The following is a 24,398-nucleotide window of genomic DNA, read 5'->3' as shown; positions in this document are numbered from 1 at the left end:
GCGCAAAGCGCGGCGTTATCGCAAGCACAGTTATCTCAGATGGAAAACGATTGACCGCAGCCACAAGTCGTCGTGGCATTCGGGTTGGTGATCACGAAGCGAGACCCTTCGAGCCCCTCTTGGTAATCGACTTCCGCTCCGGCCAGATACTGATAGCTCATCGGGTCCACGACCAGACTGACCCCTTCGCGCTCGATGATCGTGTCGTCGTCCGCCACGTCCTCATCGAACGTGAAACCATACTGAAAGCCCGAGCAACCACCCCCCGTGACGAATACGCGCAGCTTTAGCCGCGGGTTGCCCTCTTCTTCGACCAAGGTCTTCACCTTGCTCGCGGCAGCCTGGCTGAACTGGATCGCGGTGGGTGTGAAGGATTCGACACTCATTGAGTTCTCCCGGCGCTAGAACGCCTACTGCTATGGCGAAGCATTATCCGCTTACCCTACCAAATTGGTCAACTATTGGTCGATCAAGGAAAGCAGCTCGGTTTTTCGGACTCAAGGCAGCAAGGCGACGTTGTTCAGCCCTAGACGCTCATCCATACCGAAAACGATGTTCATGTTCTGGATCGCCTGACCCGATGCGCCCTTCACCAGATTATCGATAACCGAAAGTACCACCACCAGATCACCACCCTGCGGGCGATGCACCGCGATACGGCACATGTTCGCACCACGCACGCTGCGTGTCTCCGGATGGCTGCCCGCCGGCATTACATCGACGAAGGGCTCGTCGGCGTAGCGCTTTTCATACAGTGCCTGCACGTCTACCGAGGTATCGATCAAGCTTGCATAGAGCGTGGCATGAATGCCGCGAATCATCGGAGTCAGATGGGGAACGAAAGTCAGCCCCACCTCGCCGCCCGCCGCGCGGCGCAGCCCCTGACTAATTTCCGGCAGATGTCGATGCCCCTTGACTGCATAGGCCATCATGCTTTCGCCGGCCTCGGTGAACAGTGAGCTAATCTTCGCCGCACGCCCCGCACCGCTGACGCCGGACTTGCAATCGGCAATCAGCCGACCGTTGTCGACCAGACTATTCTCCAAGAGCGGTAGAAAGCCGAGCTGAGTGGCAGTGGGATAACAACCCGGCACGGCGATCAGCCGCGCGCCGCGAATCTGCTCGCGATTGACCTCAGGCAGGCCATAGACTGCTTCGCCCAGCAGATGCGCTGCGCCATGCGGCTGGCCGTACCATCTGGACCACTCTTCGGCATCTTGCAGGCGAAAATCGGCCGACAGGTCGATTACCCGTGTTCCGGCTTCGAGCAGCTCCCCAGCCAGGGCATGCGCCACGCCGTGCGGTGTCGCGAAGAAGACCACATCGCAGGCGCCCAGCTTGGCCACATCCGGCACGCTGAATGCGAGGCCGTCGTAGTGGCCGCGCAGATTGGGATACAGGTCGGTAACCTTGACGCCGTCTTCCGAGCGCGAGGTGATCACCACCACCTCGGCCTGCGGGTGCTGGGCCAGCAGGCGCAGCAATTCCACCCCGGTGTAGCCCGTGCCGCCGACGATACCGACCTTGATCATGTCTGCCTCGCAATGAACGCCATAAAAGTAAAGGATGATAAAGCTGCTTTGATTGCCGGCCAACCATCAGGGTGACGGATCGTCCAACAATCAATACTATCGGCTCCCATCGGAATTCGGAGACGCCCGCGAATGCTCTATCTCTGGCTCAAAGCCTTCCACCTCATTTCCATCGTGTGCTGGTTCGCCGGCCTTTTCTACCTCCCACGCCTGTTCGTCTACCACGCCATGAGCGACGACGCGCCCAGCCGCGAACGCTTCAAGATCATGGAACGCAAGCTCTACCGCGGCATCATGCTGCCCTCGATGGTGGCGACGCTGGCGTTCGGCATCGCGATGGCGGCGCTCAATCCAACGCTGTTCACCGGCGGTGGCTGGCTGCATGTGAAGCTCGCCCTGGTCCTCTTGCTGATCGGTTACCACCACATGTGCGGCGCCCAGCTCAAGCGTTTCGCCCGCGATGAGAATGTTCGCGGGCATGTGTTCTACCGCTGGTTCAACGAAGTGCCGGTGCTGTTCCTGCTGGCGATCGTCATCCTGGCGGTGATAAAGCCCTTCTAACGCGCCACGGTTGGCGATGCGTAGGCCTCGCCGAAGGCGAGATCTGTTTTCCAGTGACACGGATGCCACATGAACGAAGCCCATTACAAGATCCTCTTCCGCGGTGAGCTGATACCCGGCGCCAGCGCCGACGCCGTGAAAAACAATCTGGCGCAGCTTTTCAAGACCGACCGCGCGCGAATCGAACGGCTTTTCGGCGCGAGCGAAGTCGCACTCAAGCGCCAGCTGCGCAGCGACGAGGCCGACCGTTATCTGGCCGCACTCCATCGCGCCGGCGCCCACGCGCACAAGGAGCCTGAGCAGCTCCAGCTTCAACTGCAGGAACTGACCGACAATCCCACCGCAGATCAGGCGCAGATGAACTGCCCCAAGTGCGGGCATACGCAACCGCAGCACGAACAATGCTCGGCGTGCGGAATCGTCATCGCGAAATTTCTTTCCCGGCAGGCGCAGCAGGCAAAGGAGCTTTCGCCACCCGCCATCGCAGGCAGCCAATCGCCGTACGCCCCGCCGCAGGCAACGCTCGAGATGCCACTGGCGAGCCACGGCGAGCTGCGCGTGTTCTCCGTGCAGGGCCGCATCGGCCGGCTGCGCTACCTGGCTTGGTCCCTGGTAATAATGATGGCCGTCGCCGGTCTTTTCGGCATCGCCGGCATCGTGGCAGCGATCTCGAAACCTGCCGGGGTATTTGTCATGGCATTGCTGGCGATCGCCGCCCTGGTGATCAACGTGCAGGTCGGGGTCCAGCGACTGCACGACATCGGCGTGTCCGGCTGGCTTTTGCTGCTCAATCTGGTGCCGGTGATAGGTGTCTTCGTGCCGCTACTGATGATCGTTATTCCCGGCAAGCGCGGGCCGAATCGCTACGGCCCGCCGCAGCCAGCCAACAGCCTGGCGGTAAAGGTGCTGGCGGCGCTGTGGCTGCTGCTGGTGATCGGCGGTGTATTGGTCGCGATCACCGTGCCTGCCGCCACGCAGTATCTGCACCGCGCCGGCTGACGCGCCGGCTCAGTCAGCCTGTACGGCGCGACCGTCCGCCCAGGCGCGCAGCGCCGCCAGATCCTCGGCCATTACCACCGAGAGCGGTGACGTGGCCTGGATGCTCTCCACCAGCAGCGGCAGGTCGACCGCCCGTTGCCGCGCCTGCGCAGCATACACGGCGCTGACCACCACCTGCTCGATCTCGGCACCGGAAAAGCCCGCGCTGGCATCGGCCAGTACGTTCAGATCGAAATCCGCCTCGGCCAGCTCGCGGCGCGTCAGGTGGATACGGAAGATATCCGCGCGCGTCTCGCGATCCGGCAGATCGACGAAGAACAGCTCGTCGAAGCGCCCCTTGCGCAGCAGCTCCGGCGGCAATCGATCGATCGCATTGGCGGTTGCGACCATGAATACCGGTGCCGCGCGCTCAGCCATCCAGGTCAGCAGCGTGCCTAACACTCGCTGACTGACGCCACCGTCCATCTCGCCGGTCGCCAGGCCCTTCTCGATTTCATCCATCCACAGCACGCAGGGCGCCATCTGCTCAGCCAGACGCAGCGCCTCGCGCAGGTTGCGTTCGGTCTCGCCGAAGTACTTGTTGTACAGGCAGGCGAAGTCCAGACGCAGCAACGGCAACCCCCAGAGTCCGGCCACCGCTTTCGCCGCCAGGCTCTTGCCGCCGCCCTGCACGCCCACGAGCATCACCCCGCGCGGCATATCCGCCGCCGCGCCGGCGAGGAACGCGCTCTGGCGCTCGCCCAGCCAGCGGCGGAAATGCCGCAGGCCACCCACCTCGGCGAAGCGCGCCGTCTCGCGCTCGAAGCTCAGCACACCATCCAGGTCGAGCAACTGGAACTTGCCGCGATTGAGTTCCGGCAGATCTTCCTGGGTGATGGCGCCATCGTCACAGATCAGATTGCGCGCCAGGCTGCGCGCCTCCGCATGGCTCATGCCACGCAGATTCTTCACCACCTGCTGCAGGGTCCGGTTGTCGGTGCGTACCCGCGCACCGCGATTTCGCTCGCTCCAGCGCGCGGCTTCCTCGCGGACGATCGCCAGCAATTCTTCCTCGCTCGGCAATGTGAGGCTGAAGCGAGCGGCCAAGCGCTGCAGCTCCGCCGGCAGCTTCAACGCATGCGACACCAGCACCAGCGTTGGTGTCGCCCCCATCGCAATCTCCTTGAGCAGGCGCACCACACGCGGCTCGTCGAGAAAGGGGTGCAGATCGCAGAACACGTACAGATTCGGCTGGGGATCATGCTTGACCAGTCGGAGCGCGGTTTCCGGCGCGTTGCTGTCTTCGCCCTGCGGTTCGCCGCCAAAACCGAGACGGCGAACCCCCTCGGTTACCGACCACACGTAAAGACTCAGGCTCCGCCGCACGGCTAGGCCCGTTAGCGTTTCCAGCACGCGCAGCTCGTCCCACGACTCGATCACGATCAGCCGAACGCGTGAGTCGAGCACCAGCCCCAGATCATGAATATCGTTCTTCACCCCATCTCCTTATGGTGGGATTCATCAGCCTCGAAGCGGCCTGTTACACTGTCCAACCGCTCAACGCCTGGAGGAATGCCATGGATTGCCTGTTCTGCAAGATCGTGGCTGGGGATATCCCGGCACGCAAGCTCTATGAAGACGACCAAGTCATAGCATTCGAAGATATTGCTCCGCAGGCGCCGGTGCATTTCCTGGTCATCCCGAAGAAGCACATTCCGACCCTGCATGACCTCAGCGAGAAGGATGACAAAGCCCTGGCCGGCCACATTCTGTTCACCGCCCAACGCCTGGCCGAGCAACGTGGTTGTGCCGAGGGGTTTCGTGTGGTGATGAACTGCAACGACCTGGGCGGACAGACGGTCTATCACATTCACATGCACGTGCTGGGACAGCGCCAGATGCACTGGCCGCCGGGCTGATTGGCGCCCTGCGCTCACCAAATCCATCCGCGCGTCGTTTCAATCCGGAGGCATCATGACAACCCATCGCCACTACTCCCCCGCCGATCGCCTGCTGATGCAGGCCGACGCCGCGCTGCGCACACTGCTGCCCTTCAGCGGCCAACCCGGCCGGCCGTCCCCCGCCGTGGTCAAGCCGGACGCCGAACTGGACGAACGCGACTCGCGCCACGTCGCCGGGCTGATGCGCATCAACCATACCGGAGAGGTGTGCGCACAGGCGCTGTACCAAGGGCAGGCGCTCACCGCGCGATTGCCGCAGGTGCGCGCGGCGATGGAACGCGCGGCCGACGAGGAAATCGACCATCTGGCCTGGTGCGAGCAACGCATTCGTCAACTGGGCAGCCACACCAGCGTGCTCAATCCGCTGTTCTATGGCCTCTCCTTCGGCATAGGTGCCTCGGCCGGGCTGATCAGCGACCGGATCAGCCTCGGCTTCGTCGCCGCCACTGAAGACCAGGTATGCAAACACTTGGACGATCATCTCGAACAGCTTCCGGCCGAAGACGAGAAATCCCGCGCCATCCTCGAGCAGATGCGCGTCGACGAAGCCGAGCACTCCACCAACGCGATTGCCGCCGGCGGCCTGCGCTTTCCCGCACCGATCAAGTTCGGCATGAGCATGATGGCCAAGGTGATGACGAAGACCACCTACCGCATCTAGCCCGCCGGATTCCGCAAACAGAAAAGGACGCCTGGAGCGTCCTTTTCTTATTTAACCAAGTCTCTCGACTCGGCGTATACGCGGGGAGACTCAGCCCAGTTCGACGACCTCATAGTCATGGCTGATCTCGACGCCCGCCCGGCCCAGCATGATTGATGCCGAGCAGTACTTCTCCGCGGAAAGTTCGACCGCCCGCTTGACCTGCGCCTCTTTCAGGCCGCGGCCCTTGACCACGAAATGCAGATGAATCTTGGTGAATACCTTGGGATCTTCAGTTGCGCGCTCGGCCTCGAGAAAGGCCTCGCAGCTTTCCACCGCCTGCCGCGACTTCCGCAGAATGCTGACGACATCGAAGTTGCTGCAGCCGCCCAATCCCAGCAGCAGCATCTCCATCGGACGCACTCCGAGGTTGCGTCCGCCGCTCTCCGGTGGGCCGTCCATCACGACCACGTGGCCGCTGCCGGATTCGCCGAGAAACATGGCCTCGCCCGCCCATTGAATGCGCGCTTTCATTCACTAACTCCCAGAAAAAATTGCCAGATAGCTTAACATGCACGGTTCGAGTGCTGAGGACTGCACCCCCGACCAAAGGCGCGTTGACCGACTGCGTAACTCTGTCGCAACTTCGGTTGGTTAAATTTCGTCTGATAAGCTGGCCTCTGCTTATCAACGACTGTTCGTCACACATAACAAGAACCAGCCTCATTCCAAGTATTTTCCGGGACCTAGAGCATGGTAGCTATCACACTTACGCCAAAGATCAAGAACATCGACAAACTGCTGGCCCACTGTCACCGACGTCGATATACCGCCAAAAGCACCATCATTTACGCCGGTGATCGCTGCGAATCGCTTTTCTTTATCGTCAAGGGTTCGGTGACCATTCTGATCGAGGACGATGACGGCCGCGAGATGATCATTGCCTACCTCAACGCCGGCGACTTCTTCGGCGAGATGGGTCTGTTCGAAAAGGAAGGCAGCGAGAAAGAACGCAGCGCCTGGGTCCGCGCCAAGACCGAGTGCGAAGTCGCCGAACTCAGCTACGCCAAGTTCCGCGAACTGACGCAGCAGGACCCCGAAATTCTCTACGCGCTGGGCAGCCAGATGGCCGATCGCCTGCGCAACACCACCCGCAAGGTCGGCGACCTGGCATTTCTCGACGTTACCGGCCGCGTCGCCCGCACGCTGCTAGATCTGTGCAAGCAGCCCGACGCGATGACCCATCCCGACGGCATGCAGATCAAGATCACCCGCCAGGAAATCGGCCGCATCGTCGGTTGCTCGCGCGAGATGGTCGGCCGCGTGCTGAAAAGCCTCGAATCGCAGGGGCTGGTCTACGTCAAAGGCAAGACGATGGTGGTTTTCGGAACACGCTGAACCTGCAGCGGCACCTGAAGAACGAAGGCCGAGGCATCACCGATGCCCCGGCCTTTATTTTTCAGCGGCGCATCACTCCGCGATCCGGGCGCGGCGACCGGGGAAGAACAACCGTTGTAGCTCGGCGCCCGGCTGCTCGGCACGCATGAACGCCTCGCCCACCAGAAACGCGTAGACCTGATTGATCTCCATCAGCTCGACGTCGGCGCGGTTGAGGATGCCGCTCTCGGTCACTACCACACGGTCCTGTGGCACGCGTGGGAGCAGATCCAGCGTCGTCTCGAGGCTGACCTCGAACGTGTGCAGGTTGCGATTGTTGATCCCCAGCAGCGGCGTTTCCAGTTTCAGCGCACGCTCGAGTTCATCGCCGTCGTGCACTTCCACCAGCACATCCAGTCCATGCTGCGCGGCCACGGCAGCCAGCTCGGCCATGCGCGCATCCTCCAGCGCGGCGACGATCAGCAGGATGCAGTCGGCGCCAAGCGCGCGGGCCTCGACCACCTGGTAGGGATCGACCATGAAGTCCTTGCGGATCACCGGCAGGCTGCAGGCCGCGCGTGCCTGCTGCAGATAGGCATCGGCGCCCTGAAAGAAATCCACGTCGGTCAGTACCGACAGGCAGGCAGCGCCGCCCGCTTCGTAGCTGCGCGCGATTTCGGCGGGGTCGAAGTTTTCGCGCAGTACGCCCTTGCTCGGCGATGCCTTCTTCACCTCCGCGATCACCGCCGCTTCCTTGGCCTTGACCCGCCGCTGCACGGCCGCGGCGAAACCGCGTACCAGGTCAGCCGCCGCAGCCAGGCGCTCGAGTTCGTCCAGACTGGTCCGCGAACGTCGCTCGGCGACTTCCTCGTACTTGCGCGCGATGATTTTCTCCAGCACGGTCGGCACGCTCATTTCTGGTTCTCCTGCTTGAATACGGCGGTGAAGGACACCAGCTCTTCGAACTTGTCCCGGGCGATGCCGGTGCTCAGCGCATCGTGGGCCAGCTCGACACCCTGCTTCAGGGTCCAGGCCTGATCGGCGGCGTACAGCGCTGCACCGGCGTTGAGCACGATCATGTCGGCGGCCTTCTGCCCGTTCTCGGTCTTGCGCCGCCCGAGCGCATCGCGGATCAGCGCCAGCGAGCCCTGCGCATCTTCGACATTCAGACCGATCAGACTCTGGCTCTTGATGCCGAAGTCCTCCGGCTGCACGGCGTACTCGCGGATTTCGCCATCCTTCAGCTCGGCGATGTGGGTCGGCGCGGCCAGGCTGATCTCGTCCAGGCCATCCTGCGCATGCACCACCAGCACATGCTTACTGCCCAGACGCTGCAACACCTCGGCCATCGGCCGGCACAGCGCCTTGCTGAACACACCGAGAACCTGATGACGGACGCCGGCCGGATTGGCCATCGGCCCAAGGATGTTGAACAGCGTGCGCAGCCCCAGTTCACGTCGCGGCCCGGCGGCGAACTTCATCGCACCGTGATGGGCGGGCGCGAACATGAAACCGACACCCACAGTATCGACGCTGCGCGCCACCTGCTCGGGGGTGAGGTCGAGGTAGACGCCAGCCGCTTCCAGCAGATCGGCGCTGCCGCTCTTGCCCGACACCGCGCGATTGCCATGCTTGGCCACCTTGCCGCCAGCCGCGGCGACGACGAAGGCGGCGGCCGTGGAGACGTTGAAGATGTTCATGCCGTCGCCACCGGTACCGCAGGTGTCGACCAGCCGGTCGACCTCGAACCTCACCGGCTCGGCCAGCTCGCGCATGACCTGCACGGCGCCGACGATCTCGTCGATGGTCTCGCTCTTCATGCGCATGCCCATCAGGAAGGCACCGATCTGCGCGTCGGTGCACTGGCCGGTCATGATCTGGCGCATCACCGCCTTCATTTCCTCGGTGGAGAGGTCGAGCTGCCCGGCGATGCGGTTGAGGGCTTCCTTGATATCCATCAGCGCACGCCTCCGGTCTGCTTCAGAAAGTTGGCGAACAGCTCGTGCCCCTGTTCGGTCAGGATCGATTCGGGATGGAACTGCACCCCTTCGATATTCAGCGTCTTGTGCCGCAGGCCCATGATCTCGTCGACCGAGCCGTCTTCCAGCTGGGTCCAGGCGCTGATTTCCAGGCACTCGGGCAGTGTCTCGCGCTTGACCACCAGCGAGTGATAGCGGGTGACCGTGAGCGGATTGTTCAGCCCGGCAAACACGCCCTGATCGCGATGGAACACCGGGCTGGTCTTGCCGTGCATGGCCTGGCGCGCGCGCACCACGTCGCCACCGAACGCCTGGCCGATGCTCTGGTGGCCGAGGCAGACACCGAGAATCGGCAGCTTGCCGGCGAAATGGCGGATCAGCTCCAACGACACACCGGCTTCGTTCGGCGTGCAGGGACCGGGGGAGACCACGATGCGCTCGGGCTGCAGCGCCTCGATTTCGGCCACGCTCAACTCGTCGTTGCGCACCACCTTGACGTCCGCGCCCAGCTCGCCGAGATACTGCACGACGTTGTAGGTAAAGGAATCGTAGTTATCCAGCATCAGCAGCATGATCAGTTCTCCTGCTGGTCGCGTTCGGCGAGGGCCACCGCGCGGAACATGGCGCGGCGCTTGTTCAGCGTCTCTTCCCACTCCAGCGCCGGTTGCGAATCGGCGACGATGCCGGCACCGGCCTGCACATGCAGCTCGCCGTCCTTGATCACCGCGGTGCGGATGGCGATCGCCGTATCCATGTTGCCGTTCCAGGCGAGATAGCCGACGGCGCCGCCATAGACACCGCGCTTGACCGGTTCCAGTTCGTCGATGATCTCCATCGCACGGATCTTCGGCGCCCCGGACAGCGTGCCCGCGGGCAGGATCGCGCGCAGTGCATCCATCGCCGACAGGCGCGCCTTGAGCTGGCCGGTGACGTTGGACACGATGTGCATGACGTTGGAATAACGCTCGATGACCATCTTCTCGGTGACCTTCACCGAACCGGTCTCGGCCACCCGGCCGACATCGTTGCGTCCCAGATCGATCAGCATCAGGTGCTCGGCCAACTCTTTGCTATCCGACAGCAGGTCCTGCTCGAGCGCCAGATCGGCTTCCTCGCTGGCACCGCGCGGGCGGGTGCCGGCAATCGGTCGCACGGTGACCAGGCCGTCCTCGACCCGCACCAATACCTCGGGCGAGGAACCGACCACATGAAAGTCGCCGAAGTTGAAGAAATACATGTACGGCGTCGGGTTGAAGCAGCGCAGCGCGCGATACAGATCGATCGGCGCCGCCTTGAACGGGATCGACATGCGCTGCGAGATGACCACCTGCATGCAGTCGCCGGCAAGGATGTAGTCCTTGATGCGGCGCACGGCCTGCTCGAAATCTCCGCGGCTGAAGCTCGAGCGGAAGCTCGGCTCCCGTCCGGCGGACGCCTCGAAATCCAGCCCGAGGCGCGGCGCGATCGGCTGACGCAGTTTCTCGCGCAGCTTCGCCAGATGCGCCAGCCCTTGCTCATAGGCGCCGTCGACGGCCGGATCGACCAGCACGATGCAGTGCAGCTTTCCGGCCAGATTGTCGAACACCACCACCGCGTCGGAAACCATCAGCAGGATGTCCGGCGTACCCAGCGGATCGGAATGCGGGCACTGCGCCAGCTTGCGCTCGACGTAGCGCACGCTGTCGTAACCGAAATAGCCGACCAGACCGCCGTTGAAACGCGGCAGGCCGGCGACTGGCGCCACGCGGTAGCGCTGCTGGAAGGATTCGACGAAGGCCAGCGGGTCCTCGACGTCCAGCGCTTCCGTCTCGGTGCCTTCGACCGTCACGCGAACATGGTGATCATGCACGCGCAGCACGGTACGACAGGGCAGACCGATGATCGAATAGCGCCCCCACTTTTCCCCGCCCTGCACCGACTCGAGCAGGTAGGAGTTGGGCGCGTCGGCGAGCTTGAGGTACAGCGACAGCGGGGTATCGAAATCGGCCAGCGTCTCGAACGAGAGCGGAATGCGGTTGTGGCCTTCGGCGGCCAGGCGCAGGAATTCTTCGCGGGTCATATCAGCCTCGTGGTTGAGGGGCGTACAGAGAGGTTCGCAAACGCACCGGCGCGAAGCCGGTCGGGACTGATCAGGCGCGCCAGCGCCAACGGGCCAGGGCCTTGATGACCTTCATCCACTGTTTGCGGGTAACCACCACGATCTGATCTCTTCGGCGGGGTTAGCGGGAATCGGGCCACACTAGCGCAGCCCGGAAACCGAAGCAACCAGCAGGCGCAGGTCATCCAGCACCAGCGCGGGGCGCTCCTCGGCAATCGGCCGGCCGTGGTTGTAGCCGTAGGTCAGCCCGACGCAGCGCACGCCGGCGGCATCGGCGGCACGTACGTCGTTGCGCGAATCGCCGACGAACAGCGACTCGGCCGGCGTTGCGCCCGCCTTCTCCATCACCCAGAACAGCGCTGCCGGATCGGGCTTCTGCTGCGGCAGCGTATCGCCACCGACCAGCCAGCCGAAGTAGCCGCCCAGGCCCTTCTCTTCCAGCAGCGGCGCGACGAACTGGGCCGGCTTGTTGGTGATCACCGCCAGCGCCACGTCCCGCGCGGCGAGCCAGTCCAGACATTCGCGCACGCCCGGGTAAACGCTGGTCAGCGCGTGGCTGCCGGCGTAAGCCTGCATGAACAGCGCCAGCGCCGCGTCGGTTTCGTCTTCGTCGATGCCGGCATGCTCATAACTGCCGGCCAGCGCACGACGCACCAGCACGCGCGAGCCGTTGCCGACCCAGTCGCGCACGCGCTCAATGCCAGCCGGAGCGCGGCCGAGCTGGGCGAGCATGCTGTCCACCGCCGCGGCCAGATCCGGCACCGAGTCCATCAGGGTGCCGTCCAGGTCGAACATCACCAGCCGCGGCAGCCGGCCGTCGAGCAGTTGCTCCAGGCGAGTCATGGCCGGGCAAGCGCCAGCTCGGCGCGCATCTGGTCGATCACCGCCTTGTAGTCCGGCTGATTGAAGATCGCCGAGCCGGCGACGAACGTATCGGCGCCCGCCGCAGCGATTTCGCGGATGTTCTTCGGATTCACACCGCCGTCGATCTCCAGGCGAATCTCGCGGCCGCTGGCATCGATCAGGGCGCGCGCCTCGCGCAGCTTGTCCAGCGTGCCGGGAATGAACTTCTGCCCGCCGAAGCCAGGGTTGACGCTCATCAGCAGGACCATGTCGATCTTGTCCATGACGTACTTGAGAACATCCAGCGGCGTGGCCGGATTGAACACCAGACCGGCCTTCGCGCCGCCATCCTTGATCAGCTGCAGCGAACGGTCGATGTGCTCGGAAGCCTCTGGATGGAAGGTGATGTAAGTGGCGCCGGCCTCGAGGAAGTCGCCGATCATGCGATCCACCGGCTTGACCATAAGATGCACGTCGATGGGCGCGGTCACGCCATGCTTGCGCAGCGCTGAGCAGACCATCGGGCCGATGGTCAGGTTGGGTACGTAGTGGTTGTCCATCACATCGAAATGGACGATGTCGGCGCCGGCGGCCAGCACGTTGTCCACTTCCTCACCCAGGCGGGCGAAATTGGCGGAAAGAATCGAAGGGGCGATGGCGAACGACTGCATGACGACCTCGGGTTGCACGGCAAGATGCCGCGCATTGTACCCGAGGGGTCAGGATTGCGGCGCGCCTGACATCCGTTGGCGGATGCCGGCGCGCCGCCGCACGGTCAGGTCAGTTCGTCGAAGCACTCGCCGATGATCGCCAGGCCACGGTCGAGCAGCTCGTCCTCGGCAGTCAGCGGCACCAGCACGCGCAGCACGTTGTAGTAGGTACCGCAGGACAGCAGGATCAGCCCCTTGTCCCGCGCCCGCGCGACGATCTGCGAAGTCAGCGCCGCCGCCGGGCGCGCCAGGTCGCCATCCTCGAACAGCTCGATGGCGATCATCGCGCCCAAACCGCGCACCTCGCCGATCTCCTTGTGCTTGGCCTGGATCGCCTTGAGGCCGGTGGTCAGCCGCTCCGCCACGGCCTTGCAGCGGTCGAGCAGATGCTCCTCCTCGAAGACCTCCAGCACCGCCAGCGCCGCCGCGCAGGACAGCGGGTTGCCGGCGTAGGTGCCGCCCAGCCCGCCGGGCGCGATGGCATCCATGATTTCGGCCTTGCCGCATACCCCGGCCAGCGGGAAGCCGCCGGCGATCGACTTGGCGAAGGTGGTCAGGTCGGCGACCACGCCCATCTGCTCCATGGCGAAGAAGGTGCCGGTGCGCCCGGCGCCGGTCTGCACCTCGTCGGCGATCAGCAGGATGCCGTGCTCGTCGCACAGCGCGCGCAGGCGGGCCATGAAATCCTTCGGCGCGACATTGAAGCCGCCCTCGCCCTGCACCGGTTCGACGATGATCGCGGCGATGTCGCGCGGCTCGGCATCGTTCTTGAAGATGCGCTCGATGCTCGCGATCGAGTCATCGACGCTGACGCCATGGATCGCGCAGGGGTACAGCGCACGGAAGATCCCGCCCGGCATCAGGCCCATGCCGGCGGAGTACGGGGCGACCTTGCCGGTCAGGCCGAGGGTCATCATGGTGCGGCCGTGATAGGCGCCGGTGAAGGCAATCACACCGGCACGGCCGGTGGCGGCGCGGGCGATCTTCACCGCGTTTTCCACGGCCTCGGAGCCGGTGGTGACCAGCAGGGTCTTCTTGGCGAAATCACCCGGCACCCGCGCGTTGATCTTCTCGCACAGCTCGACGTACGGCTCGTAGGCCAGCACCTGGAAGCAGGTGTGGGTGAGCTTGTGCAGTTGGTCTTCCACCGCCTTGACGATCTTCGGGTGCAGGTGGCCGGTATTCAGCACGGCGATGCCGCCGGCGAAATCGATGAACTCGCGGCCCTCCACATCCACCACGCTGCTGTTCTTCGCGTGGTCGGCAAAGATCGGGTGGATCTGGCCGACGCCACGGGGAACAGCGGCGACACGGCGTTGCATCAGGGATTCGTTGGTCTTGCTCATAAGCTCCTCGGTAGCCGCTCATCGTCGGCACGGGTCGGAAAGAACGCCAGGAAGCGGGCGCGGCAGCATACGATGATCGACTGCCGCACCATCCAGAGCGTTCGGATTACAGTAAAACTCCGTGCATTATTTTGCACGCCTGATTTGAGCCGTTTGGTCAGATGCCGCCCAGGCACAGGTATTTGATTTCCACGTATTCATCCAGGCCGTACTTCGAGCCTTCACGGCCGAGGCCCGATGCCTTCATCCCGCCGAACGGCGCCACCTCGGTGGAGATCACCCCGGTGTTGATGCCCACCATGCCGTACTCCAGCGCCTCGGCGACGCGGAACACGCGGCTCAGGTCGCGGGCGTAGAAATAGGCGGCAAGGCCGAATTCGGTGTCGTTGGCCTGGCGGATCACCTCGGCTTCATCGCGGAAGCGGAACAGCGGCGCCAGCGGGCCGAAGGTTTCCTCGCGCGCCACGGCCATCTCGGCAGTGACGCCGCCCACCAGCGTCGGCTCGAAGAAGTTGCCACCCAAGGCATGGGGTTTGCCACCGGCCAGCAGGGTGGCGCCCTTGTCCAGCGCGTCCTGCAGATGGCGCTGCACCTTGGCCACGGCTGCGGCGTCGATCAGCGGACCGGTGGTCACGCCCTCCTCCGCTCCGTTGCCGACCTTCAGCCGCGCGACCGCCGCGGAGAATTTGTCGACGAAGGCGTCGTAGATGCCGTCCTGCACGTAGATGCGGTTGGCACATACGCAGGTCTGCCCGGCGTTGCGGTACTTGGAGATCATCGCGCCCTCGACCGCCGCGTCCAGGTCGGCATCATCGAAGACGATAAAGGGTGCGTTGCCGCCCAGCTCCAGCGAGAGCTTCTTGAGCGTCGGCGCGCACTGCTGCATCAGCTTGATGCCCACCGCCGTCGAGCCGGTGAACGAGAGCTTGCGCACCACCGGGTTTTCACAGAGTTCGGCGCCCACGTCGCGGGACGTGGCGGCATCGGCGGTGATCACGCTGAACAGCCCCGCCGGGATGCCCGCACGCTCGGCCAGTGCGGCCAGTGCCAGCGCCGAGAATGGTGTCTGCGGTGCCGGCTTGAGCACCATGGCACAGCCCGCGGCGAGCGCCGGGCCGGCCTTGCGGGTGATCATCGCGCTGGGGAAATTCCACGGCGTGATCGCCGCGGTGACACCGACCGGCTCCTTCTGCACCAGGATGCGCTTGTCGCCCGCGTGGGCAGGGATCACGTCGCCGTACAGGCGCTTGCCTTCCTCGGCGAACCATTCGAGGAAGGATGCGGCGTAGGCCACTTCGCCGCGTGCCTCGGCCAGCGGCTTGCCCTGTTCGGCGGTCATGATCCGCGCCAGGTCTTCCTGATTCTCCAGCATCAGTTCGTACCAGCGCCGCAGGCGCGCGGCACGCTCCTTCGCAGTCAGCGCGCGCCAGGCCGGCTGGGCTGCCTGCGCGGCTTCGATGGAGCGGCGGGTTTCACCGCGGCCCATGTTCGGCACGGCGCCGATCAGCTCGCCGGTGGCCGGGTTGAAGATCTCGGTGCGCGCGCCACTGTCGGCCTCGCACCATTCACCGTTGAGATAGGCCGTTTGGCGCAACAGATCGGGTTGCCCAAGTTGCAGAGTCATGTGCGTATTCCGTCAGGCAGGTTGTTGGGTGCGCAGCTTCTCGGCGCGGCCTCGCAGCCACTCCAGGGTCAGCAGCAGAGCGATGGAGAAGCCGATCAGCAACGTCGCCGCGGCGGCGATGGTCGGGCTGAGGTTCTCGCGGATGCCGCTGAACATCTGCCGTGGCAGGGTGATCTGCTCGGGGCCGGCGAGGAACAGCGTCACCACCACTTCATCGAACGAGGTGGCGAAGGCGAACAGCGCGCCGGAAATCACCCCCGGCGCGATCAGCGGCAGGGTCACTCGGAAGAACGCGGTCAGCGGCGAGGCGCCAAGGCTGGCCGCGGCGCGCACCAGGTTGTAGTTGAAGCCTTGCAGCGTCGCCGACACCGTGATGATCACGAAGGGCACGCCGAGCACCGCGTGCACCAGGATCAGCGACAGGTAGCTGTTGCCCATGCCCAGCGGGGCGAAGAACAGGTAGCTGGCGACACCGATGATCACCACCGGCACCACCATCGGCGAGATCAGCACCGTCATCAGCAGCGCCTTGCCGCGGAACTCCGCGCGGGTCAGGCCGACCGCCGCCAGCGTGCCAAGGACCACGGCGAGCAAGGTCGCAGCCGGGGCGATGAGCAGACTGTTCTTCAGCGAGCGCATCCAGTCCGCCGAGGTGAACAGCGCCTCGTACCAGCGCAACGAGAACCCCTGCAGCGGATAGACCAGGAACGAGCCGGAGTTGAACGACAGCGGCACGATGACCAGCACCGGCACGATCAGGAACAGCAGCACCAGCGCGCAGAGGATGCGCAGCGCGTAGTACCAGGCCCGTTCGACGGGCGACATGTAGGGGCTCAGCATGAACGGTTCTCCTGCCCGGCATGAAGACTCTGAAAAGGCGGCCGCGCCGCGACGTGTCTCATCTCAACCCAGCCGCAGGCGGCTGGCGCCGACCAGCCAGCTGTAAATCACGTACAGCAACAGCGTGGCGAGCAGCAGCAGCCCGCCCAACGCCGTGGCCATGCCCCAGTTGATAGTGGTGTTGGTGTAGAAGGCGACGAAGTAGCTGACCATCTGGTCGTTCGGGCTGCCGAGCAGCGCCGGGGTGATGTAGTAGCCGATGGCGATGATGAACACCAGCAGGCTGCCGGCGCCGACCCCGGCCAGCGTCTGCGGGAAGTACACCCGCCAGAAGCTGGCGAACGGATGACAGCCCAGCGAGACCGCCGCACGCATGTAGCTCGGCGAGATGTTCTTCATCACGCTGTAGATCGGCAGGATCATGAACGGCAGCAGAATGTGCACCATGGCGATGTACACACCGGTGCGGTTGAACACCAGCTGCAGCGGCTCGTCGATCAGGCCCATCTTGAGCAGCGCACCGTTGATCAGCCCGCCCGACTGCAGCAGCACGATCCACGCCGCCACGCGCACCAGGATCGAGGTCCAGAACGGCAGCAGCACCAGGATCATCAGCAGGTTGCTCTGCCGCGCCGGCAGGTTGGCCAGCAGATAGGCCAGCGGATAGGCCAGCAGCAGGCAGATCACCGTGATCACCAGACCCATCCAGAACGTGCGGGCGAAGATGTCCAGGTACACCGCCTGATCCGGCGAGACCTTGGCCAGCTCGCCCAGCTCGTCGATGCGGTGATCGAGCGCTGCCAGCAGGTAGTAGCCGGTCACCGCGCTGTCGTTACGCTGGATCACCTGCCAGAACGCCGGATCGCCCCAGCGCTCGTCGAGCGACTCCAGCGCCTCCTGATACGACGCGGGCGCCTCGCGAAACGGCAGCGCTCGCGCAGTCTTGGTCAGCAAGCTGCGGTAGCCGGCCAGCTCCATGTTCAGCCGCTTGGACAGATCGCCCAGGGTTTGCTCGCGACGCGCCTGATAGAGGTCCTCGGCCAGCGCCTGATAGGCCGGCTCCGCCGGCAGCCCACGGCCATCCCATTCGGCCAGCGCCGCCAGTGTGCGAGGCAGCGTGTTCACCACCTCCGGATTCTCGACGCTGCGCCAGAGCAGCGAGGCGATGGGTACCAGGAAGGTCAGCAGCACGAACAGCAGCAGCGGCACGATCAGTGCCTGCGACTTGAGCTTGTTCACCCGTTCGGCGCGCGCCAGCCGCTGCTTCAGATTGGGCTCGGCGATCTGGTTCGCCGGCAGGGATATAGCTGTGGCCATGATGACTCCGCGATTCGTTCCGATGGCTGGGACCGGCCCCGCCAGTGCGGCGGGGCTCCGGGGTCAGCGTGCTGCCCAGGCGTTGAAACGCTGTTCGAGCTGTTCGCCGTAGTCGGCCCAGAAGGTCACGTCCATCGCCACCTGATCGGCGATGTTCTGCGGCGCGGTGGGCATCTGCGCCAGGCGTTTTTCATCCAGCAACGACACGGCCTGGGTGTTCGCCGGACCGTAGGCGATGTGCTCGGCATAGGCCTTCTGCTGCTGCGGCTCGACGGTGAAGGCGATGAACTTGCGTGCCTGCTCCTGACTCTTGGCGCCCTTGGGGATGGCCCAGGAATCGAAGTCGTAGATGCCGCCGTTCCAGACGATCTGCAGGTTGCTCTCGTTCTGCACGGCAGCGATGCGGCCGTTGTAGGCGCTGCTCATCACCACGTCGCCGGAGGCGAGAAACTGCGGCGGCTGTGCGCCGGCTTCCCACCACTGGATATGCGGCTTGAGCTGATCGAGCTTCCTGAAGGCACGGTTCTGGCCGTCCTTGGTGGCCAGCACCTTGTAGACCTCCTTGGCCGGCACGCCGTCGGCCATCAGCGCGAATTCGAGGGTGTACTTGGCGCCCTTGCGCAGGCCGCGCTTGCCGGGAAATTTCTCGGTATCCCAGAAATCCGCCCAGCCGGACGGCGCGCTCTTCAGCTTGTCGGCGTTGTAGGCCAGCACCGTCGACCAGACGAAGAAACCAACGCCGCAGGGCTGGATCGCGCCTTCGACGAAGTCGTCCGGATTGCCGACGATGCCCGGGTCGAGCTCCTCGAACAGCCCCTCGTCGCAACCGCGCGCCAGCTCCGGCGATTCCACCTCGACCAGGTTCCACGACACGCTGTTGGTGTCGACCATCGCCTTGACCTTGGCCATCTCGCCGTTGTACTCACCGGCGATCAGGCGACCGTTGCCGGCCGCTTCCCAGGGCTCGTAGAAGGCCTTGGTCTGCGCCTGCTTGTTGGCACCGCCGAAGCTCACCGCGGTCAGGCTATCGGCGGCGGCCTGGCCGGCACAGACGAGTCCGAGCGCCAGCGCGGACAGTTTCAGGTAGTTGCTCATACCAGTTCGCTCCATGATGCGGTTGTTAGGGTTCTTGTAATGCCTCAGGCCGCCTGCAGCGGGTCCAGCGCACGGACGTGCTCGACATGCCAGCCGATCGGCACCACATCGCCCACGCGCAGGGCATGGTCGAACTCGGCAATTGGCTGCTTGACGAAGAAGTCGCTGACCCCGCAGACCTCCAGGCGGATGCGGATGTGGTCGCCGAGGTATATGAACTCGGCAACACGACCGGTGAAGCGGTTCGGACAACTGGCGCTGGCGCCGTTGAGCAGCACGCGCTCCGGGCGAATCGACAGGTTGACCGGACTGCCCGTGGCGCCGACGTTGACCGCCAGCGCCTGGACGGTTTCGCCGCGCTCCAGCTTGACCGTGCAGCTGTCGCCGCGTTGTTCCAGCAGGTGCGCCGGCAGCCGATTGTTCTCGCCAAGGAAGTTGGCGACGAAGGTGTTCAGCGGCTTTTCGTAGAGCGTGCACGGGTCTTCGATCTGCTGGATCTGTCCCTGATGGAACACCGCGACGCGATCGGACATGGTCAGCGCCTCACCCTGATCGTGGGTGACGTACACCACGGTGACGCCGAGGCGCTGGTGCAGGTGCTTGATCTCCATCTGCATCTGCTCGCGCAGTTGCTTGTCCAGCGCGCCCAGGGGTTCGTCCATCAGCACCAGTTGCGGCTCGAACACCAGCGCCCGCGCCAGCGCCACGCGCTGCTGCTGGCCGCCGGAGAGCTGCGCCGGGTAGCGGTTGCGGAAGCCCTCCAGCTGCACCATCGCCAGCGCCCGCTTGACCCGCTCCTTGATGTCCGGCTTGGCCATGCCGCGCACGCTGAGGGGGAACGCCAGGTTTTCCGACACGGTCATGTGCGGGAACAGCGCGTAGTTCTGAAACACCATGCCCATGTCGCGCTTGTGCGGCGGCACGTTGTTGATCGCCCGGCCGTCGAGGAGGATTTCTCCGGCGGTGGGCGTCTCGAAGCCGGCCAGCATCATCAGGCTGGTGGTCTTGCCCGAGCCGGACGGCCCGAGCAGGGTGAGGAATTCGCCGCGGCGGATGTCCAGGTTGAGATCCCGGACAATCAGCGACTCGCCGTCATAGCTCTTCTGGACGCCGCGAAAGCTCACCAGGATATCGTTCGCCGTTGACTCGACCATGCTGCTGCACCTGCCTAACCGTTGAACCGTGGCCACAGCGTAGAAGGGCGACGGGCACGGCAAAATCGGCGCAGCGGAGCGATTGGCCTAGGCGTTGGGGAGAGTCGCGTGTAGGGAACGCCCTACAGACGGGTCGGCGGGCGGCGCTCAGACCAGCTTGTGCTCCAGGGCGTAGCGCACCAGGTCGGCCACCGAGTGCGCGGCCAGCTTCTGCATCAGGCGGGCCTTGTGGGTGCTGATGGTCTTGCTGCTCAGCGCCAGCTTGCCGGCGATGTCGTTCACCGAATCGCCCTGTACCAGGCGTTCGAACACCGAGTACTCGCGCTCGGACAGCAGCGCATGGGGCGGTCGCGAATCGGTCAGACCGACCTCGAAGACCATGCGGTCGGCCAGCGCCGGATCGATGTAGCGCCCGCCACCGGCGACCTTGCGCAACGCGGTGAGCAGCAGCGCCGGCTCGCTGTCCTTGGTCGCGTAGCCGGCCGCGCCTATCTTCAGCGCGCGCGCGGCCATCTGCGCTTCGTCGTGCATCGACAGCACCAGCACCGCCGGGGGCTGGTTCAGCGCGCGAATCCGCGGGATCGCTTCGAGGCCGTTGACGCCGGGCATGGAGATGTCCAGCAGCACCACGTCGCAACTGACCTGCCGCAGCTGGTCGAGCAACTGCTGGCCATTGGCGGCCTCGCCGACCACCTGCATGTCGTGGGCCATGCCGATCAGCTGCTTGATGCCCTCGCGGACGATGGTGTGATCCTCGGCGACCATGACCCTGATCATGACGACAGTGCTCCCGTGCTGGCGGCTGATGAAAGCGGCGCGGAGTCCAGTGGCACCCGCGCGGTGATGGTGGTGCCCCGGCCGGGCTGGCTGTCGATGCTGAGCTGCCCGCCGAGCATCTGCACCCGCTCGCGCATGCCGACCAGGCCGAACGAGCTGCCCGGTCCGCGCGCCGTCTCGGCGAAACCGCAGCCGTCGTCACCGACGCGCAGGCAGAGCATGTCGTCCTCGACCGTCAGCTGCACGCTGACCGTCTGCGCCTGGGCATGGCGCATCACATTCGTCAGCGCCTCCTGCAGAATGCGAAACAGGCCGATGGCCTTGGCATTGCCCAGCGGCAGCGGACATTCCGGCACCTCAACCAGACAGGCCACGCCGCTGCGCTCCTCGAAACGCCGCCCCTGCCATTCCACCGCCGAGGCGAGGCCGGCGTCGAGGATCGGCGGACGCAGCGCCGTGGCGACATCGCGCACCCGCTGGAACAGCTGGGCGATCAGCCGCTTCATGCTGTCCAGGCGTTGCGCCAGCGCCGGATCGAGCTCGGCGAAGCCCAGCTCGCACATCGAGGTTTCCAGCTTCAGCACGGTCAGCACCTGACCCAGCTCGTCGTGCACCTCGCGGGCGATGTGCGCCTTCTCTTCCTCGCGCACCGTCTCCAGGTGCGCGGCCAGCTGACGCAATTGCGCGCGCGAGGCATCCAGCTCCAGCTCGATGCGCTTGTTCTCGGTGATGTCCCAGACGATGCCGTCCCACACCTGGCGGCCATCGGCCGGGCCGCGCACGGAGGCGCGGATATCGGCCCAGCGCACCTCGCCGTCGCGGTTGAGGATGCGTCCCTGCCAGCGCCAGTCCTTACCCTGTTCCAGCGCCAGCTGCTGGCTGGCCCAATAGTCGGCCTCGTCGTCAGCATGCACCAGACTGCGAATACCCCGCTCCGGCTCCAGCAGGCGCTCGGCGGAATAACCCACCAGACGCTGGCTGGCCTCACTGATATAGGCAATGCGCACCGCGCCCTGCGGGGCCTCGCGCTCGAGGCGGAACACCAGCCCCGGCACGTTGCCAGCCATGGCCTTGAGCCGCGCCTCGCTTTCCTGCAGCTGCGCACTGGCGCGACGGCGCTCGGTGACGTCGGCGAGAAACACCACCAGATACTCGCGGCTGCCGAAGCGCAGGAAGCTGTAAGTGATCGCCGCGGGAAAGCGTTGACCATCGGCGCGTTGCCACTCGCATTCATGCACTTGGCGGTCGTTCTCGCCGGTGCGCGCGGCGCGCCAGCGCTCGAGCCAGGCTTCCATTCGCAGCGTCGGATCGAGCGTATCCAGCGGGCAATCCAGCAGTTCGCCGCTGGCATAGCCAAGCAGCGATTCGGCCGCCTGGTTGGCGTAGCGCACGCGGCTGTCCCAGTTCAGCCAGAGGATGCCGACGGTGCTGTGATCCAGGCAGAACTGCGTGAGCCGCTGCGACTCCTCGGCGGCCTCGCGCAGCTCGATGTCGCGCCGCGCGGCCTTCAGCCGGGTTTCCAGCAGGCCATGCTGATGGCGCTGCCAGCCGAACATCAGCAGGCAGATCAGCAGCAGCACGCCCAGCAGCAAGCTGAGGCTGCGCCAGTAGCCGACTTCTCGACCAAGATCGATGCTGCGCGGCTTGAGCCACTGTTCCTGCAGCTGCGCGAACTCCCGCGCCGGGAACTCGCGTATGGCGCTGTCGAGCAGCGCCGCAAGCTCGGGACTGTCGCGCCGCGAGGCGATGCGCAGCAGCTGCGGGCTGCCCAGATCGCCGACCACCACCAGCGGGGCGTACTCGATCTGCTGCGACAGGCGGCCGAACAGCGGCTCGTCAACGACCGCGTAGCTGGCCTTGGCTTCCAGCACCTGACGCAGCGCATCGGCCTGGCTGGCCGCAGTCAGCACGGTGATGTTGGGGTAGTTGGCGGCAAGAAATTCGGTGACCGAGCCCGGCCCCTCGGCGGCGATCAGCTCGCTGGGGTGCAGCAGCTCGAGGTCGATGGCGCGCGGGCCGTCGCGGTCGCCGACGAGCAGGCGTGCAATGCGCAGAAACGGGTCGCTGTAGCGCCACAGCCGCAGGCCGGCCGGTGTCTGCCGCAGACCGGGCGCCACGTCGATCAGTCCGTCACGGGCGGCGGTCTCGAGCGCGGCCTCATCGTCGAAGCGGCGCCAATGCAACCGCACCCCCAACTGTGCGGCGATCTGCTCCATCAGCTGCACATGGAAGCCTGACAGGCGCCGTTGACGCTGGTCATACTCCGCATAGGGCGCGCCCATCACCACCCCGACGCGCCACTCGCGCTGACCATCCAGCCAGGCTCGCGCGCCCTCGTCCTGCGGCGCGGCATGCGCGGCGAAGGGCAAAAGCAGCACGAACAGAACGAGGCGGCGCAGGGTGGAAGCAAGCATATATTCACGCAATCGATGGGCGTGCCGACACGCTGTTGTAATGCATAAACCCTGCCGGCGCCAGCATGGCTCCGGCCTCGATACGGGAGACACTCCATGCGTCGCGTGCCTGCTTTCGCGCTGGTGCTCGGCCTTGCCATTGGTGGCGTTGCGCCACGGATCAGCCCTGCGCAAGAGCCGCAGCCGCCACAGCAGAAACCGGCGGACGAAGCCCCGGCCACGCCACGATCAGCCGTGCAGCCGCGCAGCGCCGCTCAGGCCGAAGGCTTGCGCCGACAGCTCGACCAAGCCGCGCAACTGCAGCTCGGCAGCGAAGACGTCTTTCTCGCGCTCTGGCAACCAGCGAATACGCCCAAGCCGCGCGGGGTGCTGATCATCGTGCCGAGCGAAGGCGAAACTGCGGACTGGCCACGTGTCGTCGCGCCGCTGCGCCGAACGCTCCCCGAGCATGGCTGGCATACTCTGAGCCTTACGCCCACCGATGCAATGGCGGATCCGCTGGCGCGCCTGACGACGCCCGCGCAAGCCTCCACCCCAGCACCAGCCGAGGACGCGGCAGAAGCCGATGCGGCCGGGGACGACGCGGATGCCGATGCCGATGCGGATGCGGATGCGGATGCCGAGCAAGCCGCGGCGCAGCCCGCCAGCGCCGGCTATCTGCCCGAGCAGACCGCCCCCGCCGATGACGAGCCGTCCGCGGCGCCGACGCCGCCGGAAGAGGACGCCGTGCCTGCGAGCCACGTCGAGCACATGCAGGCGCGCCTCGCCGCCGCGGTCGAGCATGCACGGTCCGCGAAGCCGGCGGAGATCGTGCTCGTCGGTCACGGCACCGGGGCCTACTGGGCGAGCCGGTACCTGGCGCAGGATCAACCCAAAGACATCCGCCAGCTGATCGTGATCGACCCGCAACGACCGGCATCGGCCGAGCAGTCGCTGGAAGACCTGTTGTCGGCGCTACCGACCGCGGTGGGCGACTTCCATACCGATGAACGATCGGCGGCGCTGCAACGACGCAACGCGGCGCGGCGCGCCGACCATCCGGACTATCGTCAGGTCGCCCTGCCGGCGCTGGCGGCCGATCGCTACGGCGCGCAAGAACAACTGGTGCGCCGCGTACGCGGCTGGCTGGATCGTCAGCCGCCGCGCTGAGGG

24 protein-coding genes are annotated in these 24,398 nt (G+C 65.2%); 6 read left to right on the top strand and 18 right to left on the bottom strand.

Features of this window, described 5'->3' with window-relative positions:
* Positions 1–35 precede the first annotated feature (35 nt).
* Both erpA and argC read right to left on the bottom strand, forming a co-directional pair.
* Entirely contained in the window at positions 36–386 is a 351-nt protein-coding gene (gene erpA, locus HU825_RS07675; protein WP_234303244.1) for an iron-sulfur cluster insertion protein ErpA, read from the bottom strand.
* 111 nt (positions 387–497) lie between these two features.
* Entirely contained in the window at positions 498–1,532 is a 1,035-nt protein-coding gene (gene argC, locus HU825_RS07670; protein ID WP_234303243.1) for an N-acetyl-gamma-glutamyl-phosphate reductase, read from the bottom strand.
* Positions 1,533–1,664: 132 nt separating this feature from the next.
* Between argC and hemJ the strand changes: the two genes are divergently transcribed.
* Positions 1,665–2,093, top strand: coding sequence for a protoporphyrinogen oxidase HemJ (gene hemJ / locus HU825_RS07665; protein WP_043298928.1), 429 nt, complete (start codon positions 1,665–1,667; stop codon positions 2,091–2,093).
* Between the two features lie 69 nt (positions 2,094–2,162).
* Positions 2,163–3,092: a DUF805 domain-containing protein gene (locus tag HU825_RS07660; RefSeq protein WP_043298927.1), complete on the top strand. Its 930-nt coding sequence runs from the start codon at positions 2,163–2,165 to the stop codon at positions 3,090–3,092.
* Positions 3,093–3,101: 9 nt separating this feature from the next.
* Here the strand turns inward: HU825_RS07660 and HU825_RS07655 are convergent, their stop codons facing one another.
* On the bottom strand, positions 3,102–4,568 hold the full coding sequence (locus HU825_RS07655) for an AAA family ATPase (protein ID WP_077682653.1): 1,467 nt from the start codon (positions 4,566–4,568) through the stop codon (positions 3,102–3,104).
* Between the two features lie 80 nt (positions 4,569–4,648).
* On the opposite strand from HU825_RS07655, the gene HU825_RS07650 reads away from it, so the two are divergent.
* Positions 4,649–4,990: a histidine triad nucleotide-binding protein gene (locus tag HU825_RS07650; protein ID WP_008568236.1), complete on the top strand. Its 342-nt coding sequence runs from the start codon at positions 4,649–4,651 to the stop codon at positions 4,988–4,990.
* 55 nt (positions 4,991–5,045) lie between these two features.
* Positions 5,046–5,693: a 2-polyprenyl-3-methyl-6-methoxy-1,4-benzoquinone monooxygenase gene (coq7, locus tag HU825_RS07645; protein ID WP_043298923.1), complete on the top strand. Its 648-nt coding sequence runs from the start codon at positions 5,046–5,048 to the stop codon at positions 5,691–5,693.
* A gap of 90 nt (positions 5,694–5,783) precedes the next feature.
* Here coq7 and HU825_RS07640 read toward each other — a convergent pair whose 3' ends face one another.
* Positions 5,784–6,206: an OsmC family protein gene (locus tag HU825_RS07640; RefSeq protein ID WP_234303242.1), complete on the bottom strand. Its 423-nt coding sequence runs from the start codon at positions 6,204–6,206 to the stop codon at positions 5,784–5,786.
* Positions 6,207–6,425: 219 nt separating this feature from the next.
* Here HU825_RS07640 and crp point away from each other — a divergent pair, with 219 nt between their 5' ends.
* Positions 6,426–7,070: a cAMP-activated global transcriptional regulator CRP gene (gene crp / locus HU825_RS07635; RefSeq protein ID WP_008568240.1), complete on the top strand. Its 645-nt coding sequence runs from the start codon at positions 6,426–6,428 to the stop codon at positions 7,068–7,070.
* A gap of 72 nt (positions 7,071–7,142) precedes the next feature.
* Here the strand turns inward: crp and trpC are convergent, their stop codons facing one another.
* From trpC to HU825_RS07565, 14 genes are all read right to left on the bottom strand, one after another.
* Complete coding sequence (trpC, locus tag HU825_RS07630) at positions 7,143–7,964, bottom strand: indole-3-glycerol phosphate synthase TrpC (RefSeq protein WP_234303241.1); 822 nt, start codon at positions 7,962–7,964, stop codon at positions 7,143–7,145.
* Complete coding sequence (gene trpD, locus HU825_RS07625; protein WP_054094479.1) at positions 7,961–9,007, bottom strand: anthranilate phosphoribosyltransferase; 1,047 nt, start codon at positions 9,005–9,007, stop codon at positions 7,961–7,963. Before trpD ends, trpC begins: the two co-directional genes overlap by 4 nt.
* The gene (locus tag HU825_RS07620) at positions 9,007–9,600 is read right to left on the bottom strand and encodes an aminodeoxychorismate/anthranilate synthase component II (protein ID WP_054094478.1); all 594 of its coding nucleotides are present in this window, start codon (positions 9,598–9,600) and stop codon (positions 9,007–9,009) included. Before HU825_RS07620 ends, trpD begins: the two co-directional genes overlap by 1 nt.
* Positions 9,601–9,602: 2 nt before the next feature.
* A complete protein-coding gene (gene trpE, locus HU825_RS07615) occupies positions 9,603–11,087 on the bottom strand; it encodes an anthranilate synthase component I (protein WP_156716191.1) in 1,485 nt (494 codons plus the stop codon).
* A 180-nt stretch (positions 11,088–11,267) separates the two neighbouring features.
* Entirely contained in the window at positions 11,268–11,969 is a 702-nt protein-coding gene (locus HU825_RS07610; RefSeq protein ID WP_234303240.1) for a phosphoglycolate phosphatase, read from the bottom strand.
* Positions 11,966–12,640 carry a ribulose-phosphate 3-epimerase gene (gene rpe, locus HU825_RS07605; RefSeq protein ID WP_234303239.1) on the bottom strand — a complete coding sequence of 225 codons (675 nt, stop codon included), beginning with the start codon at positions 12,638–12,640 and terminating at the stop codon, positions 11,966–11,968. Before rpe ends, HU825_RS07610 begins: the two co-directional genes overlap by 4 nt.
* Before the next feature lie 104 nt (positions 12,641–12,744).
* Positions 12,745–14,025, bottom strand: coding sequence for a 4-aminobutyrate--2-oxoglutarate transaminase (gene gabT, locus HU825_RS07600; RefSeq protein ID WP_138300973.1), 1,281 nt, complete (start codon positions 14,023–14,025; stop codon positions 12,745–12,747).
* A gap of 157 nt (positions 14,026–14,182) precedes the next feature.
* A complete protein-coding gene (gabD, locus tag HU825_RS07595) occupies positions 14,183–15,643 on the bottom strand; it encodes an NADP-dependent succinate-semialdehyde dehydrogenase (RefSeq protein WP_284692209.1) in 1,461 nt (486 codons plus the stop codon).
* Positions 15,644–15,661: 18 nt separating this feature from the next.
* Complete coding sequence (locus tag HU825_RS07590) at positions 15,662–16,489, bottom strand: ABC transporter permease (RefSeq protein WP_011911951.1); 828 nt, start codon at positions 16,487–16,489, stop codon at positions 15,662–15,664.
* A gap of 63 nt (positions 16,490–16,552) precedes the next feature.
* Positions 16,553–17,806 (bottom strand): ABC transporter permease, encoded by a 1,254-nt coding sequence (locus tag HU825_RS07585; protein ID WP_234303237.1) that lies wholly within the window; start codon positions 17,804–17,806, stop codon positions 16,553–16,555.
* A 63-nt stretch (positions 17,807–17,869) separates the two neighbouring features.
* Positions 17,870–18,901 carry an ABC transporter substrate-binding protein gene (locus HU825_RS07580; RefSeq protein WP_431978454.1) on the bottom strand — a complete coding sequence of 344 codons (1,032 nt, stop codon included), beginning with the start codon at positions 18,899–18,901 and terminating at the stop codon, positions 17,870–17,872.
* A 44-nt stretch (positions 18,902–18,945) separates the two neighbouring features.
* Positions 18,946–20,055 (bottom strand): ABC transporter ATP-binding protein, encoded by a 1,110-nt coding sequence (locus tag HU825_RS07575; protein WP_043298908.1) that lies wholly within the window; start codon positions 20,053–20,055, stop codon positions 18,946–18,948.
* A 147-nt stretch (positions 20,056–20,202) separates the two neighbouring features.
* Positions 20,203–20,832 (bottom strand): response regulator, encoded by a 630-nt coding sequence (locus tag HU825_RS07570; RefSeq protein ID WP_234303235.1) that lies wholly within the window; start codon positions 20,830–20,832, stop codon positions 20,203–20,205.
* Entirely contained in the window at positions 20,829–23,246 is a 2,418-nt protein-coding gene (locus tag HU825_RS07565; RefSeq protein WP_234303234.1) for a PAS domain-containing sensor histidine kinase, read from the bottom strand. Before HU825_RS07565 ends, HU825_RS07570 begins: the two co-directional genes overlap by 4 nt.
* Before the next feature lie 96 nt (positions 23,247–23,342).
* Here HU825_RS07565 and HU825_RS07560 point away from each other — a divergent pair, with 96 nt between their 5' ends.
* Positions 23,343–24,395 carry a DUF3530 family protein gene (locus tag HU825_RS07560; RefSeq protein ID WP_234303233.1) on the top strand — a complete coding sequence of 351 codons (1,053 nt, stop codon included), beginning with the start codon at positions 23,343–23,345 and terminating at the stop codon, positions 24,393–24,395.
* Positions 24,396–24,398 lie beyond the last annotated feature (3 nt).

Source organism: Pseudomonas phenolilytica, from assembly GCF_021432765.1.
In the GTDB taxonomy this organism is placed as follows: domain Bacteria; phylum Pseudomonadota; class Gammaproteobacteria; order Pseudomonadales; family Pseudomonadaceae; genus Stutzerimonas; species Stutzerimonas phenolilytica.
This window is presented reverse-complemented; position numbering and strand designations above follow the sequence as displayed.

Coding starts and splice junctions, on each gene's coding strand:
- erpA (WP_234303244.1), bottom strand. CDS start 386: ATGAGTGTCGAATCCTTCACACCCACCGCGATCCAGTTCAGCCAGGCT.
- argC (WP_234303243.1), bottom strand. CDS start 1,532: ATGATCAAGGTCGGTATCGTCGGCGGCACGGGCTACACCGGGGTGGAA.
- hemJ (WP_043298928.1), top strand. CDS start 1,665: ATGCTCTATCTCTGGCTCAAAGCCTTCCACCTCATTTCCATCGTGTGC.
- HU825_RS07660 (WP_043298927.1), top strand. CDS start 2,163: ATGAACGAAGCCCATTACAAGATCCTCTTCCGCGGTGAGCTGATACCC.
- HU825_RS07650 (WP_008568236.1), top strand. CDS start 4,649: ATGGATTGCCTGTTCTGCAAGATCGTGGCTGGGGATATCCCGGCACGC.
- coq7 (WP_043298923.1), top strand. CDS start 5,046: ATGACAACCCATCGCCACTACTCCCCCGCCGATCGCCTGCTGATGCAG.
- HU825_RS07640 (WP_234303242.1), bottom strand. CDS start 6,206: ATGAAAGCGCGCATTCAATGGGCGGGCGAGGCCATGTTTCTCGGCGAA.
- crp (WP_008568240.1), top strand. CDS start 6,426: ATGGTAGCTATCACACTTACGCCAAAGATCAAGAACATCGACAAACTG.
- trpC (WP_234303241.1), bottom strand. CDS start 7,964: ATGAGCGTGCCGACCGTGCTGGAGAAAATCATCGCGCGCAAGTACGAG.
- trpD (WP_054094479.1), bottom strand. CDS start 9,007: ATGGATATCAAGGAAGCCCTCAACCGCATCGCCGGGCAGCTCGACCTC.
- HU825_RS07620 (WP_054094478.1), bottom strand. CDS start 9,600: ATGCTGCTGATGCTGGATAACTACGATTCCTTTACCTACAACGTCGTG.
- trpE (WP_156716191.1), bottom strand. CDS start 11,087: ATGACCCGCGAAGAATTCCTGCGCCTGGCCGCCGAAGGCCACAACCGC.
- HU825_RS07610 (WP_234303240.1), bottom strand. CDS start 11,969: ATGACTCGCCTGGAGCAACTGCTCGACGGCCGGCTGCCGCGGCTGGTG.
- rpe (WP_234303239.1), bottom strand. CDS start 12,640: ATGCAGTCGTTCGCCATCGCCCCTTCGATTCTTTCCGCCAATTTCGCC.
- gabT (WP_138300973.1), bottom strand. CDS start 14,025: ATGAGCAAGACCAACGAATCCCTGATGCAACGCCGTGTCGCCGCTGTT.
- HU825_RS07590 (WP_011911951.1), bottom strand. CDS start 16,489: ATGCTGAGCCCCTACATGTCGCCCGTCGAACGGGCCTGGTACTACGCG.
- HU825_RS07585 (WP_234303237.1), bottom strand. CDS start 17,806: ATGGCCACAGCTATATCCCTGCCGGCGAACCAGATCGCCGAGCCCAAT.
- HU825_RS07580 (WP_431978454.1), bottom strand. CDS start 18,901: ATGAGCAACTACCTGAAACTGTCCGCGCTGGCGCTCGGACTCGTCTGT.
- HU825_RS07575 (WP_043298908.1), bottom strand. CDS start 20,055: ATGGTCGAGTCAACGGCGAACGATATCCTGGTGAGCTTTCGCGGCGTC.
- HU825_RS07570 (WP_234303235.1), bottom strand. CDS start 20,832: ATGATCAGGGTCATGGTCGCCGAGGATCACACCATCGTCCGCGAGGGC.
- HU825_RS07565 (WP_234303234.1), bottom strand. CDS start 23,246: ATGCTTGCTTCCACCCTGCGCCGCCTCGTTCTGTTCGTGCTGCTTTTG.
- HU825_RS07560 (WP_234303233.1), top strand. CDS start 23,343: ATGCGTCGCGTGCCTGCTTTCGCGCTGGTGCTCGGCCTTGCCATTGGT.